Origin of the sequence: Haloimpatiens myeolchijeotgali, from assembly GCF_042688525.2 — a bacterium.
Classification (GTDB): Bacteria; Bacillota; Clostridia; order Clostridiales; family Clostridiaceae; genus Haloimpatiens.
Window position 1 is genome coordinate 1,688,777 of the sequence record NZ_JBHWAB010000001.1, and the last position, 17,343, is coordinate 1,706,119.

The 17,343-nt window shown below is 26.9% G+C and carries 18 protein-coding genes and 2 pseudogenes; 17 read left to right on the top strand and 3 right to left on the bottom strand.

What is annotated here, in order from left to right:
- Window positions 1-26 precede the first annotated feature (26 nt).
- Window positions 27-200, bottom strand: coding sequence for a hypothetical protein (locus tag ACFIJ5_RS07595; RefSeq protein ID WP_379805682.1), 174 nt, complete (start codon window positions 198-200; stop codon window positions 27-29).
- 113 nt (window positions 201-313) lie between these two features.
- Between ACFIJ5_RS07595 and ACFIJ5_RS07600 the strand changes: the two genes are divergently transcribed.
- Window positions 314-715 (top strand): hypothetical protein, encoded by a 402-nt coding sequence (locus ACFIJ5_RS07600; protein ID WP_379805684.1) that lies wholly within the window; start codon window positions 314-316, stop codon window positions 713-715.
- Window positions 716-739: 24 nt separating this feature from the next.
- A complete protein-coding gene (locus ACFIJ5_RS07605; protein ID WP_379805686.1) occupies window positions 740-958 on the top strand; it encodes a hypothetical protein in 219 nt (72 codons plus the stop codon).
- 74 nt (window positions 959-1,032) lie between these two features.
- Here ACFIJ5_RS07605 and ACFIJ5_RS07610 read toward each other — a convergent pair whose 3' ends face one another.
- Entirely contained in the window at window positions 1,033-2,067 is a 1,035-nt protein-coding gene (locus ACFIJ5_RS07610) for a beta family protein (protein WP_379805688.1), read from the bottom strand.
- 261 nt (window positions 2,068-2,328) lie between these two features.
- On the opposite strand from ACFIJ5_RS07610, the gene ACFIJ5_RS07615 reads away from it, so the two are divergent.
- The 7 genes from ACFIJ5_RS07615 to ACFIJ5_RS07645 all read left to right on the top strand — a co-directional run bounded on the left by ACFIJ5_RS07615 (window position 2,329) and on the right by ACFIJ5_RS07645 (window position 7,246).
- Window positions 2,329-2,736, top strand: coding sequence for a phospholipase D-like domain-containing protein (locus tag ACFIJ5_RS07615; RefSeq protein WP_379805690.1), 408 nt, complete (start codon window positions 2,329-2,331; stop codon window positions 2,734-2,736).
- Between the two features lie 114 nt (window positions 2,737-2,850).
- Window positions 2,851-3,261, top strand: coding sequence for a hypothetical protein (locus ACFIJ5_RS07620; protein ID WP_379805692.1), 411 nt, complete (start codon window positions 2,851-2,853; stop codon window positions 3,259-3,261).
- 244 nt (window positions 3,262-3,505) lie between these two features.
- Window positions 3,506-3,931 carry a hypothetical protein gene (locus ACFIJ5_RS07625; RefSeq protein ID WP_379805694.1) on the top strand — a complete coding sequence of 142 codons (426 nt, stop codon included), beginning with the start codon at window positions 3,506-3,508 and terminating at the stop codon, window positions 3,929-3,931.
- Window positions 3,932-3,966: 35 nt separating this feature from the next.
- Window positions 3,967-4,968 (top strand): type II TA system antitoxin MqsA family protein, encoded by a 1,002-nt coding sequence (locus tag ACFIJ5_RS07630; protein WP_379805696.1) that lies wholly within the window; start codon window positions 3,967-3,969, stop codon window positions 4,966-4,968.
- Between the two features lie 557 nt (window positions 4,969-5,525).
- Window positions 5,526-6,245 (top strand): M50 family metallopeptidase, encoded by a 720-nt coding sequence (locus ACFIJ5_RS07635; protein ID WP_379805698.1) that lies wholly within the window; start codon window positions 5,526-5,528, stop codon window positions 6,243-6,245.
- 376 nt (window positions 6,246-6,621) lie between these two features.
- On the top strand, window positions 6,622-7,029 hold the full coding sequence (locus ACFIJ5_RS07640) for a hypothetical protein (RefSeq protein ID WP_379805700.1): 408 nt from the start codon (window positions 6,622-6,624) through the stop codon (window positions 7,027-7,029).
- An 82-nt stretch (window positions 7,030-7,111) separates the two neighbouring features.
- Window positions 7,112-7,246 (top strand): CPCC family cysteine-rich protein, encoded by a 135-nt coding sequence (locus tag ACFIJ5_RS07645; RefSeq protein ID WP_379805702.1) that lies wholly within the window; start codon window positions 7,112-7,114, stop codon window positions 7,244-7,246.
- Window positions 7,247-7,505: 259 nt separating this feature from the next.
- On the opposite strand, the pseudogene ACFIJ5_RS07650 reads toward ACFIJ5_RS07645, so the two are convergent.
- Window positions 7,506-8,800: pseudogene (locus tag ACFIJ5_RS07650) on the bottom strand (IS110 family RNA-guided transposase).
- A gap of 871 nt (window positions 8,801-9,671) precedes the next feature.
- Between ACFIJ5_RS07650 and ACFIJ5_RS07655 the strand changes: the two are divergent.
- From ACFIJ5_RS07655 to ACFIJ5_RS07690, 8 genes and pseudogenes are all read left to right on the top strand, one after another.
- Entirely contained in the window at window positions 9,672-10,871 is a 1,200-nt protein-coding gene (locus ACFIJ5_RS07655; protein WP_379805704.1) for a PDDEXK-like family protein, read from the top strand.
- A 47-nt stretch (window positions 10,872-10,918) separates the two neighbouring features.
- Complete coding sequence (locus ACFIJ5_RS07660; protein ID WP_379805706.1) at window positions 10,919-11,044, top strand: hypothetical protein; 126 nt, start codon at window positions 10,919-10,921, stop codon at window positions 11,042-11,044.
- Window positions 11,011-11,229: pseudogene (locus tag ACFIJ5_RS07665) on the top strand (hypothetical protein); the annotation flags it as partial. The gene ACFIJ5_RS07660 and the pseudogene ACFIJ5_RS07665, both read left to right, overlap by 34 nt.
- A gap of 34 nt (window positions 11,230-11,263) precedes the next feature.
- Window positions 11,264-11,524: a hypothetical protein gene (locus ACFIJ5_RS07670; protein WP_379805708.1), complete on the top strand. Its 261-nt coding sequence runs from the start codon at window positions 11,264-11,266 to the stop codon at window positions 11,522-11,524.
- An 838-nt stretch (window positions 11,525-12,362) separates the two neighbouring features.
- Window positions 12,363-13,424, top strand: coding sequence for a hypothetical protein (locus tag ACFIJ5_RS07675; RefSeq protein WP_379805710.1), 1,062 nt, complete (start codon window positions 12,363-12,365; stop codon window positions 13,422-13,424).
- 551 nt (window positions 13,425-13,975) lie between these two features.
- Window positions 13,976-14,170, top strand: a complete 195-nt coding sequence (locus tag ACFIJ5_RS07680) for a YwbE family protein (RefSeq protein WP_379809568.1) — start codon at window positions 13,976-13,978, stop codon at window positions 14,168-14,170.
- Window positions 14,171-14,272: 102 nt separating this feature from the next.
- Window positions 14,273-15,655, top strand: a complete 1,383-nt coding sequence (gene rlmD, locus ACFIJ5_RS07685) for a 23S rRNA (uracil(1939)-C(5))-methyltransferase RlmD (RefSeq protein WP_379805712.1) — start codon at window positions 14,273-14,275, stop codon at window positions 15,653-15,655.
- A 757-nt stretch (window positions 15,656-16,412) separates the two neighbouring features.
- The gene (locus tag ACFIJ5_RS07690; protein WP_379805714.1) at window positions 16,413-17,186 is read left to right on the top strand and encodes an N-acetyltransferase; all 774 of its coding nucleotides are present in this window, start codon (window positions 16,413-16,415) and stop codon (window positions 17,184-17,186) included.
- Window positions 17,187-17,343 lie beyond the last annotated feature (157 nt).

A 17,343-nucleotide genomic window follows, 5' to 3' on the forward strand; every position in this document is an offset into this window, starting at 1 on the left:
CCTATTAGGCTATGTGAAACAATAGCTTAATAGGTAGTTTTTTGATTTGTTCTTCTTTTATTTCTAGCTGATTTTCTAGCATTTCTTATATTTTGGCAAGATTGAGAAGAACAGTATTTTTGCCTATTACCATTTTTTACACCCATTTTTCCACAAGCTTCACATACAAAGAGTGCTTTTTTAGTGTCTGTATTATCCAAAGCAAGCTCGATAATGCTTGTCTCGCAAAGATCCCCTGGGGTTGTTAACAAATTGTGAACAAAAGAGAGTGCAAAATATAAAATAGGTATAATCATAAATATAAACTTTACTTGTGGTTGGAAAGCAAGTTGTAAATAAAGAAAATGGAAGAAGTGATTTAACTGCTTATGAAAAAGCATCCAGGATTTTAAATGATTTCCTTGAAAAAAATAATGCATTAAAAACCTTTAATTCAAAACAAAGAATAATACTTATAGCATCATCTTTTGATAAGCAAACCCTATCAGCTGCAGCTTGGCTTATAGCTAATAATGTTGATATTAGTTGTTTTGAATTAAGTCCAATGAAAATAGGAGATAGTTATTTTATAGATATCAATAGAATACTACCTCCACCTGCTCTAGAAGATTTTTATGTTAAAGTAGATGATAAAAAACGATATACATATATGGCTAAGAAGAATACATCTATTACTAGAACTACACTTCCTGGTATGAATAAGTTATTTGAGTAGGAAATTATTAAAGCTGGAGATAGTGTGGTAATTAAGAACAGAGATAATTCAGAAGCTGTTGTTATTGACAGTAAATATGTTGACTTTAATGGTGAAAAACTTACATTTAACAAATGGGGACAGAAAGTTAATGGTTGGTCTAGTATTAGAATTTATGATTGGGTTCTAATTAAGGGTAACGATAAAACTCTACATGAAATGAGACAAGAGAAAATGCTATCTCTTGAAAATGAAATAGAATAGTAATGTGCATAAGAGAAAACCAGCAAATGGGCTAATTCAAGTCTATTTGTTGGTTTTATTTATAATTACTTTCGTTATGGTAAATATTTATCCATAGTATAAATATAGTGCTTGATAGATATTTGTTTCCACTTACCTTGTGAACGAGCACTTTCGGAAGTATTCTTTAAAGTTAATATATGATTACAACCTGAACAATTAGAGTGATGTATAGGAGGATAATTATTCCAATATTTAGATGATATTAATTTGGGGATTATATGATTTTCAAATTCATCTAACTTATGAAATCTTCCTCTAAACCCTATAAATTTATTACTTTTATATGAATAATATATAAAACCAGGGCTAATTCTACCGCCAGATGGGGGTAAAGCACTTTTAATTGTAGTATAGTCACCAAACCCATCAAATCCATAAGAGAGATAAATATCTCTAAGACTATTATCTATTGCTGAAATTGGGTGACCATCACTCATATTTTTATTAGTTAAATCTTCAGGTATAACAGAATTAATGATAAAAGTTGTTAAATTTTTTGATTCTTTAAGATTATTGATTTTATTATACAAATCAGCAATGCTAAAGTCAGTGTGTTTTTTATGTTCTATGTCTAAGATAATAATATCTTCATTTTGAATAACACTTTTTATTTCTGATAATGCATCATTAAAATGCTTTACTTTTAATCTAAAACCTAATTTGCTGAAATTATTTCTTAAGTAATATGCATCATGTTGAATTTCATTTTGAAGTTTATCATAATTATTAGGATCGTAAGATATTATAGGAATAAAATTTTTCAAAGGTTTCAAAGAATCATAAAGATTTAATCTGTAATTAGGATTTTTGTTAATTTGTAAGAAAAATTCATTAATGGCTTCTTTACTCTTTTTATGAGATTTAAGGTTTAGAATATCAATCATAACGGTGGTATTCTTACCTAAAGTTTCTTGGAGCTCTTGTAATAAGGTTTTCTTTGAATTTGAACGTGATTTAGTTTGAACAATTTCTAATAATGGCAGTGTTTTGTTAGAAAGTGGGAGGGAACACAAAGCTTTTAAAGCATTTAGTTCTTCTTGCCTATTTTTTAAGACTGGTACATACATAAAAATCACCTTTATATAATTTTTTATACACTATTAAAGTATATTTATTATTTAATAAATATATGATTAATATGGATAAGTTATTTAATAGTAGTAATTAATGTTCATTGTAAAATTTTATATAGAGTTGTAATTTACTAAATTTATATTAAACAATTTGATTATAAACATGAGAATAGTAAGAGAATGCTTAAAAAATTATTAATATTTTCATTGTAACAAAAATATAATATAATGTTATTACTAAGTTGAAGGTGGATAATGGGATTAGTAGCTTGGATAAAATCTAAACTATTATTAAGAAAAAAGAGTAATGAAGAAGAAATGTTACAAGAACTAAGAAAAGAAATTAATAATTTAAAAGAGGAAAATAGAGCATTAAAAGAAAAAATTATAGTATTTCCTAAAAGAAATAATGAAGAAATACCCATAAAGTTTTTTGATGAAAATATAGAAGAGGTAATAATAAAAAATATACGTGAAACTAAAAAAGAGATTTACGTTGCAATGGCATGGTTTACTTCAAAAACATTAATGGATGAACTGAATAATCTTAAAAGAAGAGGAATAGATGTTAAAGTAATGATTAGCGATGCAAAGGAAAATAATTATATAAAAAATTTTAACAAACATAATGATGGATTCTGTAAATCTGTTAAATATGTGTAATATGGTAGTTTAATTAACCCTCGGAGAAATCCCAGGGTTTTTAAGAATAGTAGGATTTACAGGAACTCCAGCACCAAATGGACTTAATCTTCAAGGTGGAGGAAATATAATAGTGTGGTTTGGACTTATAATGAGTTATCACAGTTATATTATTTGAATAGAGAGATTGAAGAAATACAAAAAAGGATAGATGAACTTGAAACGGCTGCAACTTCATGTACAGCAAGGTTAACAGGAAGGCCTCATGCTAGTGGTGTGTCAGATAAAATAGGAAAATATACAGCAGAGATTGTGGATCTTAAGAGTTTATTAGATTTAAATCTTAAAAAATGTTTTTATGAACTTAATAGATTAAATAGATATATAAATAGTATAGATAATAGTGAGATGAGATTAATACTAAGTTTAAGGTATATTAATGGATTAGGATGGGAACAAGTTGCAGCAAGCATAAGTCCATATGCATCAGGAGATAGTGTAAGAAAAGCACATGATAGATTTTTAAGGAGAAATAAGACAAGCTAATTTTTAAAGCCGTCGAATTCGAACAGTTTAGAAAATAGAATTAAAAAAACAAATGATATGAGCTCTCTGAAAGAAATTTCTTAGAGCTCTTTTAGTATAAAAAATAATTGGCGGTTTTAAAAAATATATAAAATTAGTGATACGTAAATGAAAAATAAAGTGTGTCAATTGATACAAAGATATTGCGTAATATGTATATTTAGTATATAATTGAACTATAATATTATTAAGGAGAGATTATAAAGTGAGTTCTTTTAATATAGAAACAAAGAAGTACATAGATTTTACTCCAGATGAAATTAAAGAATACCTTGATAACTTTAGAAGAATAGTTCTTGAGGGTAAATATATTATATCCAAAAATGATAACAGAAAAGAAAATATAGATTTTATAGAGGATTATAAGATAGATAGTAAAAAAGAGAAAGAAATTTTATTGGGTATTCAATATGATGATTTTTGTTATGCTGTTGATAACTATAAAAAAGAATTTTCACATGAAAAGTTATACATATTTTGTAAAAAACATAAATTAGATAATTGGGGTTCTTTAGAACTTGTAGATATATATATTAAAACCAATATTACTCAAACAAGAAGAGGCGATGATTTTATGATAGTCATATCATTTCATAAAAGAAATAAACCAATTAAATATTTATTTAAATAAAGTATTGGATTTGTATAAATAAGGAGGAATTCAAAATGTTAGGTTTTTGTGAAAAATGCCATGACATGATTGAGTATTCAATTAAAGAAGTCTATAAAAATAAGTCTATTAAAGGTAAAAATATAAAATATAAAGGTAAAGAAGCGTATTGTACTGAATGTGGAGAACCAATATTTGTGTCTGATATTAGAGATTATAATTTAAAGATGCTTGATGAAGCTTATAGAAAAGAAAAAAATTTAATCCTTGTTTCAGAGATAGAGGACATACTCAATAAATATGATATTGGCAAAAGACCATTATCATTAATATTAGGATGGGGAGAAGGAACACTAACTAGATATTTAAATGGAGATATTCCGACAAAACAATATTCAGATATATTAAAAAGAATTTTAGAAAATCCATCATATATGATTGAAATGTTAGAACAGCATAAAGAGAGAATTTCTGAAAGAGCGTATAATCTTTGTAAATTATCTATAGAAAAAATTGAAAAAGACCAAAGGGCACTTACTATAGAAAATGAAGAAAAAATAGACAGTGTGGTTAAATATATGTTATATAAATGTGTTGACATAACTCCTTTAGCACTGCAAAAACTATTATATTATTGTCAGGGATTCTATAAAGTTTTTAATGGGGAGTATTTATTTAATAATGATTGTGAAGCATGGGTTCATGGTCCAGTATATAAAAATATCTATCATGAATATAAAAATTATGGATACAATCCTATTGAAGAAAACATCGAATTTAATCATGGAGAACTAACTGAAATAGAAAGAGAGATAACTGACAATATAATTGTAAACTTAGGATGTTATAGTGGAAAAATTTTAGAAAAAATGACTCATAGCGAAATGCCTTGGAGGATAACTAGAAAAGGATTAGATGCCAATGAATTGTCAGATAGAATTATTGATAAAGAATTAATAGGAGAATACTTTAATGAAATAAAAATGAAGTATAATATGTTAAATATATCTGATATTAGGGATTATAGCACAGATATTTTTAATAAAATAAATAATTAATTATAAGAAAAATTTAAAATCTGTCCGTTTTGTCCGTTTCATATGTGTTATTATAGTATTGTAGAAAAAATAAGAAGGAACAGCCTTGAGAGATAAAACCTCTTAGGGCTTTTTTAAGTTTATCTGACTTTGGTATATTTAATTCCTTGCGGATTGACCTTAAACAAATCCCTTTAAGATACTTTTTTCATAATCTTTCAAAAAGTTATTGAAATCTATATTCAATTTTAGTATGATGTTCTTAGGGTTTTTGGTCGTACTTAAATCCTAGACAAAAAGCACAGGAAGTATTCAATACCTCTTGTGCTTTTTTTTCTTTATATTTATTACTGTTGATATTCTTGACTAAAAATAAGGATTTACTGCAAATGAAAATGTCCTCTAACAGTAATATAAATGATTTGAAGTCCTTGATGTATTTATCTACATTCAAGGGCTTTCGTGTATGGGAACATATTTATAAGTTAAAGTAGTATGGGTAATATATACATAAAACTGATATAAATGAGAAAAATGGTTTGTCTATCATTACATTATTAATTATTTTAGGAGGATTTATGATAGAGATATTACTTTTTATTCTATATGCAATACTATGTTTTATAATTTCAAGTTCTGTTCATGAATTAGGTCATATTATTATTGGATTAATGCAAGGGTTCAAATTCTATTTATTTATAGCAGGTCCTTTGGGTTTTAAACGCAATGATAAAAATAAAATTGTATTTTATATAGAAAAGAATATTTCTCTTTGGGGAGGACTTGGAGCAACACTTCCACAAAATGATGATGTCAATAACTTTAAAAAATTTGGACGTGTCCTTTTAGGGGGACCAATTACCTCTATTATAGTTGGAGTTATATGTTTACCATTAGGTACAATTACAAAAAATATATTTTTATTTCTACTTGGTTCTATGTCATTAGCAATGGGAGTAGCGTGCTTAATTCCTGCAAGAAATGGGGCATTTTATACAGATGGTGGAAGATGGTTAAGAATGCATAAAAATGTATCAACAAGAACCGTTGAACTTGCAATTTGGAATTTAACACAAAGTGTAATTATTTATGACAATTATGAAAAACTAAATTATGATGAAATAATGGTTTTGATAAACGATAGAGATGTCAGAACACAATATTTGGGACATTACTATGCTTATTACTTTTATAAAGACAACAATGACATTTTAAACATGGAGAAAGAAAAAATTCAATTAGAAAATTTGAAAAGAAAAGTGCCTAAGCAAATGACATCTATGTTCCGAATAAACTGACAAATAAATGTGATTAGTATAATGATAAGAATGAAGGAGCAAGACTTTATTTTAAAGGGCAACGAAGGAATCAGGGTTTGAAGCGTGTGAAAAAGCAAGAGATTTTTTTTAATGAACAGGAACTATAACTAAACAATAAACCTTTGCTTTTTATAAAAAAAGATTTGACTCAATTTAGAAATAAAGCAATTAAGTTTTATAAGGAGGCTAATTTATTGAGTCCTTTTGTAACTTTAGTGGATAGATAAAAATTAATAAAATATACCATGTTAGTGTAAAATTACTGTAGGATAGTTTAAAGCAAAAAATAGAAAAACTCTTAGTAAAGAGTAGGATGTAGGTATGTATAAATGGTTTAGAGAAAGGAGAGATGATAATGTTTGGTAAACCCAAAATAGGATGGGTTGAAATAATGATTGGTGAGTTCCAAGTAAGTGGAAGTTATCTTACTGATATTCCTTATGATGCACTTCAAGCTTGCATTTATAGCATTAAGAATAATGCACCATTTACTTTGTATATTGATGAAGAAGGAATAACTGATTTTATAGTTTCATATTATAATTCAACATATATTATTCGAGAAAATGATGAGATAGAGTATTATTCATGTGATAAAGATTTTAGAGAATTAATAAAAGAAATCATAGAAGATATAGAGAGAGATTTTTCAGAATGGATTATTGAGTTTACTTATTTGGAAGAGGAAGAAGAGCAATATAAGAAATGGGTAAAGCAATTAGAGGAATTGCTTAAGAATGCTAAAGAATTAATAAAAAAATAAAAATTGTAGTGATACTATAATGTATTAATTATTATTTTATGAGAAAGAAATTAATCTAAAACTAAGAGTAAGAAGAGATCATGTGCCTCATGATGTATGGGAAGATGACCTATTGCAATTTGAATATGTTGACCTTGAAAGAGGATCTAACACTGTATCTTTAAGACAAGCACAAAAAATTTTATTGAGTTTGGAGCTTGTGAAAGAGATATGTTAAGGTATGTAAGAGAACCTAATATGTATGACATAAAGGATGAAAAGTGGAAAATTTTATGTGAAGAGCAAAGAAGATTATGAAAAAGTACATAGATGAAAATATAGGTTAAGATTATAAATGTATCATTAAGTTTAGACCAGCTAGTAATAGTCAATAGTTTTTTTAAAAAAATTTATTTTTAAATTAGGGTATAGCAAAGCTAGCTATTGTAAAAATACGAACAATAGCTCTCTAATTTATTATTTGGGTTTAAAGCCGATTAGGCTACTGTTTTACATTGATTTTGAAGATACATTTTCTCGTGTATCTTAGGATCTCTAATCTCAAAAGGTTTCTGGTTTTTAAGAACCGAGAATATGTACTTGATTAGTTTGTTCATAACAGCACCTAAAGCCACTTTTTTCTTTTTACCTTTAAGATTTTCTTTGTAGTATTTAAGCAAAACTTCATTGTTAGGTTTACCATTTTTGTTAGTTCTCACGGATGCTAATGCGATAGCATATAAGGCTCGGCGTCCGATTCTGGTACCACGCTTAGACATTTTATTTCTATCACTGTTGAATTTGCCTGATTGATTAACAGAAGGATCGATACCAAAATATGCAATTAAATGCTTAGGCTTAAGAAAACCGTTGATGTCACCAATTTCACTCATTATAGTTATTGCTGTTAATTCACCAATACCAGGTATTGAGTATATTAATTGGATGTTTTTAATAAATGTCTCTGGAAGCCTACGGCTTTTTATAAGTGAATGTATTTCCTTCAGCAAACATTCAAGTTGAGTTTCTAAGGTTTCTATCAATGAAATTGTATTAGTGATTTTTACAAATAAGCTAGACGACTTTATCCCAATATAGAGTGCTTCTTGGGAAATAAGAATCAGTTTTTTATAAAGATTTTCACTATAGTTTAGTCCTTTTCTTGAATTGCTAGAAATGATTTCTATCAAAATCTCTCTATCTGCATCAAGAATGGCTTGTGGACTAGTAAATTGCTTAAGTATAGCTAAAGAAGTTTTACACGTAATATTTGAAAATACGGAATTGTATCCAGGAAAAATAACTCTTAAGTCAGTAGATAATTTTTTCTTATAAGTAGATTTAGTATCTGTTAATTTATAGTAGTCTCTGCAGAGAGATTTTAAGGTATAAATTTCAACATCGAATGCAGAAGAACATTTAACAGATTGAAATTTACCTATTTTAGCGATGGATATTGCATCACTTTTATCATTTTTCACTTTTCTTATTCCACTATTTTTGTTACTATTAGTAATGAGTGGATTAAAGATAAATGTTTCGAACTTATCTTTAAGAAAGTGGAAAAGAGTAAGGTGATAAACACCAGTAGATTCCATGAAAATGCCAGTTTTCATGTTAAACCTTCTTCCGCTTTTTTTATTTGATCTACTAGGTAATCAAAACCATCTCTATTATGTTTAATCTTAAAAGGCTTTCTGTAAATTTCACCGTTAGGTGCCAGAATAGCTACTACTGAAAAATCTGCTGATACATCAATTCCAACTGTTGGTTTATATAAAAATTTACTCATGTGTATTATCTCCTTTATTTTTGAGATAGAATAGATATTCCATTTCTATCAGTAATTCTATAACCTTGTTTGTGACACGGGTAATTCCCAAAAGGAAACCCAACCAGCTAAACATAGAGTTCTCACTGATGGAATGATACGCTAATTCACGGGTATAAATGACTCGACAGAGTCACTCCCAGGAGGTGTACATCTATCCTCTATTCAGGAGATATTATACCAAAATATTTAACTGTATAGGTTTCAATTTAACTTTAATAGAAAACTTAGTTTAGATGTAAAATGAACGCCCTATCGGGCAGAAATAATTAGAATAATAATAAAAAGATTTGTCGTAATGTTCGTTAGAATAATAGATAGTTTTCTATTGAATGTTATGACTACATTATACAAGGGAATAACTTAACAGAATTTAAGGATAAGGTAGTTGGCAATTTAATAAAGATTATTCATGAACGTAATATGAGTGTAAATAATAATTAGTATTAGAATAAATATAAGTAGTTCAATTATAATATATACAATTATAATATATAATTGTTAAGAAAAGCTAATATGATTACAGAAAAGCACTGGGAAATTAATTACCTAGTGTTTTAATTTAATTTAAAATAAAAAAAGGAAATACTATAAAAATAAAGAATAAATATATTTTAAAGTATAATTATGGGAGTATCAAAATATTACTAATAGGTTGGAATCAAAACTCCAATGATCTAATTGATAAAATAAAACTTTATATAAAAAGAGATTGTATTTAAAAGATTAAAGGGTGACTTGTATGAATATAAGTGATAGAGAATTAAATAAGTAAAATTAAGCTTGAATGTGGAGAATTTCATGTGAAAATAAAGAGGAGTAGATTAAGAGAATGGAAAATTTATTAGAAAAGCAAAAGGCAATAGAAGAATTACTAATGGATATGGAGATTTTTGAAGGGATAGAAACAAAACTATCTAGTTTTAACGCTTTTGAAACATTAGGTGTTGTAAATACAGAAATAAGACACAGCAATGTTTTAGCATGGCTACTTAATCCAAAAGAAAATCATGGTATTGGCGATGTTTTTATAAAGAAGCTAATTCAAACATTATTTTACCTAAATAAAAATACGATTTTAAAAAGCAACTTAACTCTTTTTGATATATCTCTTATGGATTATTACGATTTTAATATTAGAAGAGAATGGAAAAATATTGATATATTAGCTGTTTCAGATGAAAATAAGTTAGTACTAGTTATAGAAAATAAAGTATGGAGTAAAGAGTCAAAACATCAATTGAAAAAGTATTTTGATATTGTTAATAGAGATTTTCAAGGATATAGCAAAGTATTTGTTTTTTTAACCCCATATGGGGATTCACCAAGTGATGAAGAAAATTGGATAAGTTTTAATTATAAAAACGTCTTTGATATACTGAAAAAATCAATGGAATTAAAAAAAGATATAATAAATCAGAGTGTTAAAGTTTTTATTGAACAATATTTAGATGTTTTAAGGAGGTATATTGTGGGAGATTTTGAATTGGAAAAAATATGTAGAGAGATATATTATAAGCATCAGAAGGCATTAGATTTAATATTTGAATATAAACCTGATATCTATTCAGAAATATCAGATTATATAAAAGAAGTAGTAGAAGCTGATTCAAATGTAATATATGATAGTTCAACTAAGACATATGTGCGTTTTATAACAGAGGATTTAGATACTATTATAGCAAGAAAGGGAAGTGGGTGGACTTCATCAAATAGAATACTCTTATATGAAGTTCAAAATAGGAATGACAAGATAGTTTTAAAATTAATTATTGGTCCAGGTGATGATATAATAAGAAACAAAATTTTTAATATAGCTACTCAAAATAAGAACTTATTTAAGGGAATGCTAAAAACGTTAACACCACAATATTCTCAAATATTTTCAAAGGAGATAGTACCTAAAAAATACATAAGTAAATTTGAAAATGATATTGAGGTTATACAGAAAAGAATTACGATTGAACTTGAAAACTTTATCAATAGGGAAATGAAAGAAATAGATAATTGTATTAAACAAAATTTTGTGTAATTAATACTAACCCTAGGTGGTAAGATAGGTGTTGTAGGAAAGAATCAATGTTATTCTCGAATAAAGATGAAATATCTATGGCAAGAACTGTTAAAAGATACTTACAAGAAGAATATGTTGTTTATTCAGACAACATAAAAAATCCAGAAAAGAAATTACGAAACAAGATATAATATCTCTAACATTTACGCTTATTATGGCTGGAAAGATAGGGATAGCAGATAAAATAATTAATGCTATACATGTAGTAAAAGACATAAATAATGACTATAAGTATGATATAGAATCAATACTATATGGTTTTGCAAATAAATTTTTGAGTGGAAAAGATTTAGAAGATGTAAAATATATTTTAAAGTGAATATATTATTAATAAATGAGGAGTGATCTATATGAAATGGGAAGAAGCAAGAAAAATCTATGTTAATAAATGGATATTATTTGAATCTACAGATGTACATTCAGAAGATGGTAAAAGAATTGTTGATGAACTTTCTGTTATAAATGTTTTTGATGAAGGAAAAGAAGCGCTTAGAGAGTATGCACAAAAACATAAGAAGGATAAAAACAGAGAAATGTATGTATATCATACAAAAAATGAAAAGCTATTTATAGAAGAAAGAACATGGATTGGAGTACGAAAAAATGGTTAAGCTTCAATTAAAATATGGTCTCCCATTTTGTAGTATTAAGTTAATTTATAAAGGTAAAGAAATAACATTAGATAATATTCTTTAGGGGTAATGGACTATGGATTTGAAATAAACGGAATTGTTGGAATGGATTTTTTAAAATCAGTAGGAGCAGTTATAGATTTGGATAAAATGATAGTTAAAAAGGTTAAATAAAATTTATAGAGAATGAAAAGATTTTACGGCTCATAGGCTTTGTCTGTGAGCTTTTCACTTATCCAAAAAGCAAGAGCTTTTTTAAAAAAGAACACAAAGACGTAATGAGCCACTAAACTATATCTGAGATAGTATCCAAAATTCAATTTTAATATATCTCATTTTGGAGATTTTGTAGTGTGTGAAATTGGTGATAAGCCTATAGAATTGATATTGAAGAGGTAAAGCATATGTTAGAAAAGTATCTTTATAAAGAAATAGCTTGTAAAAGACTTCCAAAAGAACACTAAAGCTATAGTGAAAAAGTAAAAGCAACTCAAGGAGGGTTGCTTTTTTGAATATAAAAATAATGTTAACAAAGGACATTTATGGTAAAGAAAAAAAGGAAACTAACGATAATATTGTAAATGGGTTTTTTAGATTTAGTGCAAAGCCATTTAACTCGCATAGTGAGCGTAGTTCACTAGATAGTTTTAATATAGTGATAAATATTTCAGTTTAAGATAGACCAATTATCTTTTGAATTATCAATGCGGTTAGTATTGAGGAAAGAGAATAATTTCTTGGTCTACCAGTTGAAGAATAGTAGGAATTATAAAAACTTTGAGGGATTAATATTTTGATTACATAGGGGGTTGAAATTATGAATATTATTGGTACAACAAATTTAGCAAAAGTCAAGTTTGATACAAGTAATGCCTTAGGAATTAAAAATGCCAAAACTAAAGGAAATTGCCGTCCACATGAAATAACAACTATACCATGGGACGATATGTACAATGAAAAATGTATAGGTAAAGATGGAAAAGAATTTGAAGTAGTTAGTTATTATAAGATTAAGGAAGAAGTTTTAAATAAAGATTATGTTGATGTATTTTCTTCTAAAGCTCAAGGGAAAGATGTAAAGTGTTATGATTATTATGTAAAGAATTTTATAGCAGAAACAACTAAAAATTTCAGTGACTGCAGTAGTTTAAAAGATGATACAAAGTCACTAAAAAAAGGAATAAATAATCTTATTTTAGAGATGAAAAATAATACTTCAAAAGGCATTTCTAATAATATGGAAAACTTGAAAACTAAGTTTAATGTAAATGGAGTAGATTTCACTTTAAAAGAATTGATGGATTCTTCAAAGATTATGGATTATGCAAAGTCTATTATGCCTACTATAAGAAGTGGTTTAAGTTATGAAGATTATGCAGAACTAGGAATAGTTAAAGGTAAGATAAATACCTATGGAGAAAAAAATCTAAACAAAGATCAGCAAAAACTACTTAACTTAAATATATCTGCAAGAGTAAAAAAAATTATAGATTCAGTTCCAGAAAGAATAGATGAGAAATTTATAAAAAATATAGTTAAGGATTTAGATAATAAATTCTATGGTATTAAAAATGTGCAAGCTGCTACAAATATAGAATATGCAAAAAAAATCATGAATACTTTTGAAAATGTAGATTATTCAAACATAAAAAGTTTTGAAAAAGCTACAAAATCATACGGAAAGCTTATAATACCTGTATTAAAAGCAGCAGGTATTGTAAATATGGCTATAAGAAATGATTTAGCTGAAACAATTGAGTATGAAATTAGTAAATTGAAACCTTTAGCTGATGTAAGCTATGAAAAGATTATTTCATCAGCTGATGAAGTTAGAAGAAAATTTGGAAATCCAAGAAATATAATAGATGTTAGAAGATAAATTTTAGCAACTTAATAATATAAAACTCAACTTTAGCAGATGAAAAATAGCCGCTACGGTAAATGATATCTTGCTTAGAAACTATTCACTTCAGTAACAAGTTCTAAGCTTTACTCATATTGAAAAAAGATTTTTTAATTAATATTCCATAGGAATCAGTAATTAAAAAATAACTTTTTTCAAATTCGTAAAGCTAAGAACTTGTAAACTTTGTTCAAATGTTTCTTACGCAATATATCATTTTCCTTCGCTAGGCAGTATTTTTGTCCTGCGAAAGTTGAGTATAAAATTTATAGAAGAAGTAACTCAAGTAGGGTTGCTTTTTTTTAGCTTATGGGTAAACGTAAAAAAATTACTGCCTATAATTTAGCAATTGTATAAAGCAAAATAGCAGGTAATAAAGAAAAAGGAGGACCTGCTATGCAAAGTGAAAAAAAGATATAAACTGGACTACATGTAAAATAAGAATGTGATATAATAAGAAGTATTCAAAATTTATAGTAGTTGAGAGTTCTTTTATGAATTAAAAAATGAAGAAAGAGGATAATAATATGAATGGAACTATAAGAGCAAATATAAAACCTGGTACAAAAGTAAGAGTTGTTCAAAAACAAGATCAGCGTTCTGGAAAATTAACAGATGGTGTAGTTCAAAGAATTCTTACAAACTCAAGTAATCATCCTCGTGGTATTAAAGTTATGCTTGAAAGTGGTATTGTTGGAAGAGTTAAAGAAATTAAGAAGTAAAAGTGTCAACTGAAAAATAATATACTAACTATATTATTGTATTAAATTTTTTGATAAGATGTAATACGATAGTAAAGAAGAGAAGAAATGGAGAAATAGTGAATGGAAAAGATTATACCAATAAAAAAAGATACTGAACATGTTGTAGAAATAACAGGATTAGGTTTTGAAGGAGAAGGAGTAGCTAAAATAGATAATTATACTATATTTGTGCAAGGAGCACTTTTAGGAGAAACAGTTCGTATTCAAGTTTTAAAAGTAAGGAAAAACTTTGGATTTGGAAAACTTATAGAAATAATTAACCCATCTCCGGATAGAGTTGAACCAATTTGTAATGTATACAATAAATGTGGAGGATGTAGATTACAACATTTATCTTATGATGCACAACTTAAATTTAAAACAAATAGAGTTAAGGAGTGTTTAGAAAGAATAGCAAAAATTAAAGTTGATAGTAACGAAAACTTAATTGTTCATGATATATTAGGAATGGAGAATCCTTATAAGTATAGAAACAAAGTACAACTTTCAGTAAAAGAATATAAAAATGAAGTTAAAATAGGATTTTATGCTCCTAAAACTCATGATATTATTGATATAGAAACTTGTGCAATACAAGATGAAATAGCAGATAAAGTTGTTAAACTTACAAGACAATGGATTAAAGAGTTTAATATAAAGCCTTATAATGCACATATAAATGCTGGAGTAGTAAAACATATCATGGTGAGAAGAGGATTTAAAACTGGTGAAACTATGGTTGTTATTGTAACAAAAGCAAATAATCTACCATGCAAAAATGAATTTATAGAATTAATTAGTAAAAACATAGAAGGAATTACAAGTATAATTCAAAATGTAAATCCTAATAGAACTAATGTTGTTTTAGGTGAAAAATGTAAAACGTTATGGGGAAAAGATAGTATAACAGATTACATAGGAAAATTTAAATTTAATATATCTCCATTGGCATTCTTCCAGGTTAATCCAGTTCAAGCAGAAATATTATGCAATAATGCTTTAGAATATGCTGATTTAAGTCCAGAAGATGTAGTATTTGATGCTTATTGTGGTACTGGCAGCATATCATTATTTTTATCACAAAAATGTAAAAAAGTATATGGAATTGAAATAGTACCTCAAGCAATAGAAAATGCAGTAGTTAATGCTCAAAAAAATAATGTGGATAATGCTGAATTTATAGTAGGAAAATCTGAAGAAGTTATACCACAATTAATAGAAGAAGGAATAAAAGCAGATGTAGTTGTACTTGATCCTCCAAGAAAAGGATGCGATAGAGCTGTTTTAGAGGCTATATCAGAGATGCAACCTAAAAAAGTAGTTTATGTATCTTGTGATCCAGGAACGTTATCTAGAGATTTAAACATACTTGCTGAATTAGGATACAAAACATTAGAAGTACAGCCAGTAGATATGTTTCCACAGAGTAGCCATGTGGAATGCGTGGTTAAACTAAGTAAGTAAAACAAATATGTTTGACCTTATCTGCATAATAAAATAGAGAAATTTTCCTACATTTTTCCGACGTAAATTTATACTCGTTGAAAAACTATTTTATTACAAAAATAATAGATTTAAATTATTTTTAAATTGGTATGATAAGAATGAAGAAAAGAGAGATTTATATTTTTATACAATTTGTAAAGATATAAAAGTTTATGAAAATTTCATATAGTGGTATTGAATTTGTGTAATAAGTGGTTACACGAATTAAGAAAACTCTGTTTAAGGCAGAGTTTTTTTGATATTTTATAACAATAGTAAATTAAATGGATGTAAAATATATTTTAAAATGAATATATTATTGATAAATGAGGAGTGTTTTATATAAAAAGGGAAGAAGCAAGGGAAAATTATGTTAATAAATAGATATTATTTAAATCTATAGATGAACATTGAAAATATAGTAAAATAATTGTTGGAATAGATTTTTTTAAGTTAGTAGGAGTAGTTATAGATTTGGATAAAATGATAGTTAGAAAGGTTAAATAAAATTTGTAACATGACATACTGGTGTCATATTAATTTCGTTATACTATATTTAGTTCATATAATATGAATCAATACAGTGATGAAGTGAACAATATGAAATAATAACATTAGATAAGAAAGTTGTTGTTGGAAAATCAATTAAGACAACGAATGAAAATGGATAATTTATGAACAATCAAACTATAGATATATTTGTATTTTTTAATTAATGCAGGGAGGAATGATAAAAATGCCAATTATAACAGTATCATCAGAAAATATTGACAAAGAACATATTTGTTGTGTTATCTCTGATAAAAAAGGAGAAAATTGTGTTGGTAGTAAAAAAGCATGGCTTAAAGAGCGATTTAAGGATGGTCTTGTGTTTAAAAAACTTGATGTAAGAGGAAAAGTTTTTATTGAATATATACCTGCTGACAAGGCTTTTATACCAATAATAGGATATAATTATATGTATATAGATTGCTTTTGGGTATCAGGTAAATTTAAAGGGCACGGCTATGCAAATGTACTTTTAAATGAATGTATAGAGGATGCTAAAAACAAAGGTAAAGATGGATTAGTTGTTTTATCATCTAAGAAAAAAATGCCATTTTTATCAGACCCTAAATATTTGAAATACAAAGGATTTGAAGTCTGTGATAGTGCAGAACCATACTTTGATTTATTATATTTACCTTTTAAGAAAACAGTAAAAAAACCTAAATTTAAAGAGTGTGCAAGAAAAGGTGTTATTAATGAAAAGGGGATAGTTTTATTTTATACTAATCAATGCCCATACACTGAAAAATATGCTAATCTAATTAAATCGGCCGCAAATGAAAGAAATATTAATTTTACGTTGAAAAAAATTGATACATTAGAAGAAGCACAAAATGCACCAACACCATTTACCACTTATAGCTTGTTTATTAATGGAAAGTTTGAAACAAATGAAATACTGACTGAGAAAAAGTTTTTGAAAATATTGGAGTTAAAAGGATGGAAGTCTAGATTGAAATAAACTTAAACACATAGAAAAGTAAAATATAGATCTTTTCATGCTTTAAGGCATATGGAGACCGTAGTTAGGCTTAAAAGGTAAAATATAGTAATATAAGTGATTGAAGTCCTTGATGTATTTATCTAAATTCAAGGGTTTTCGTGTACAGGAACATATG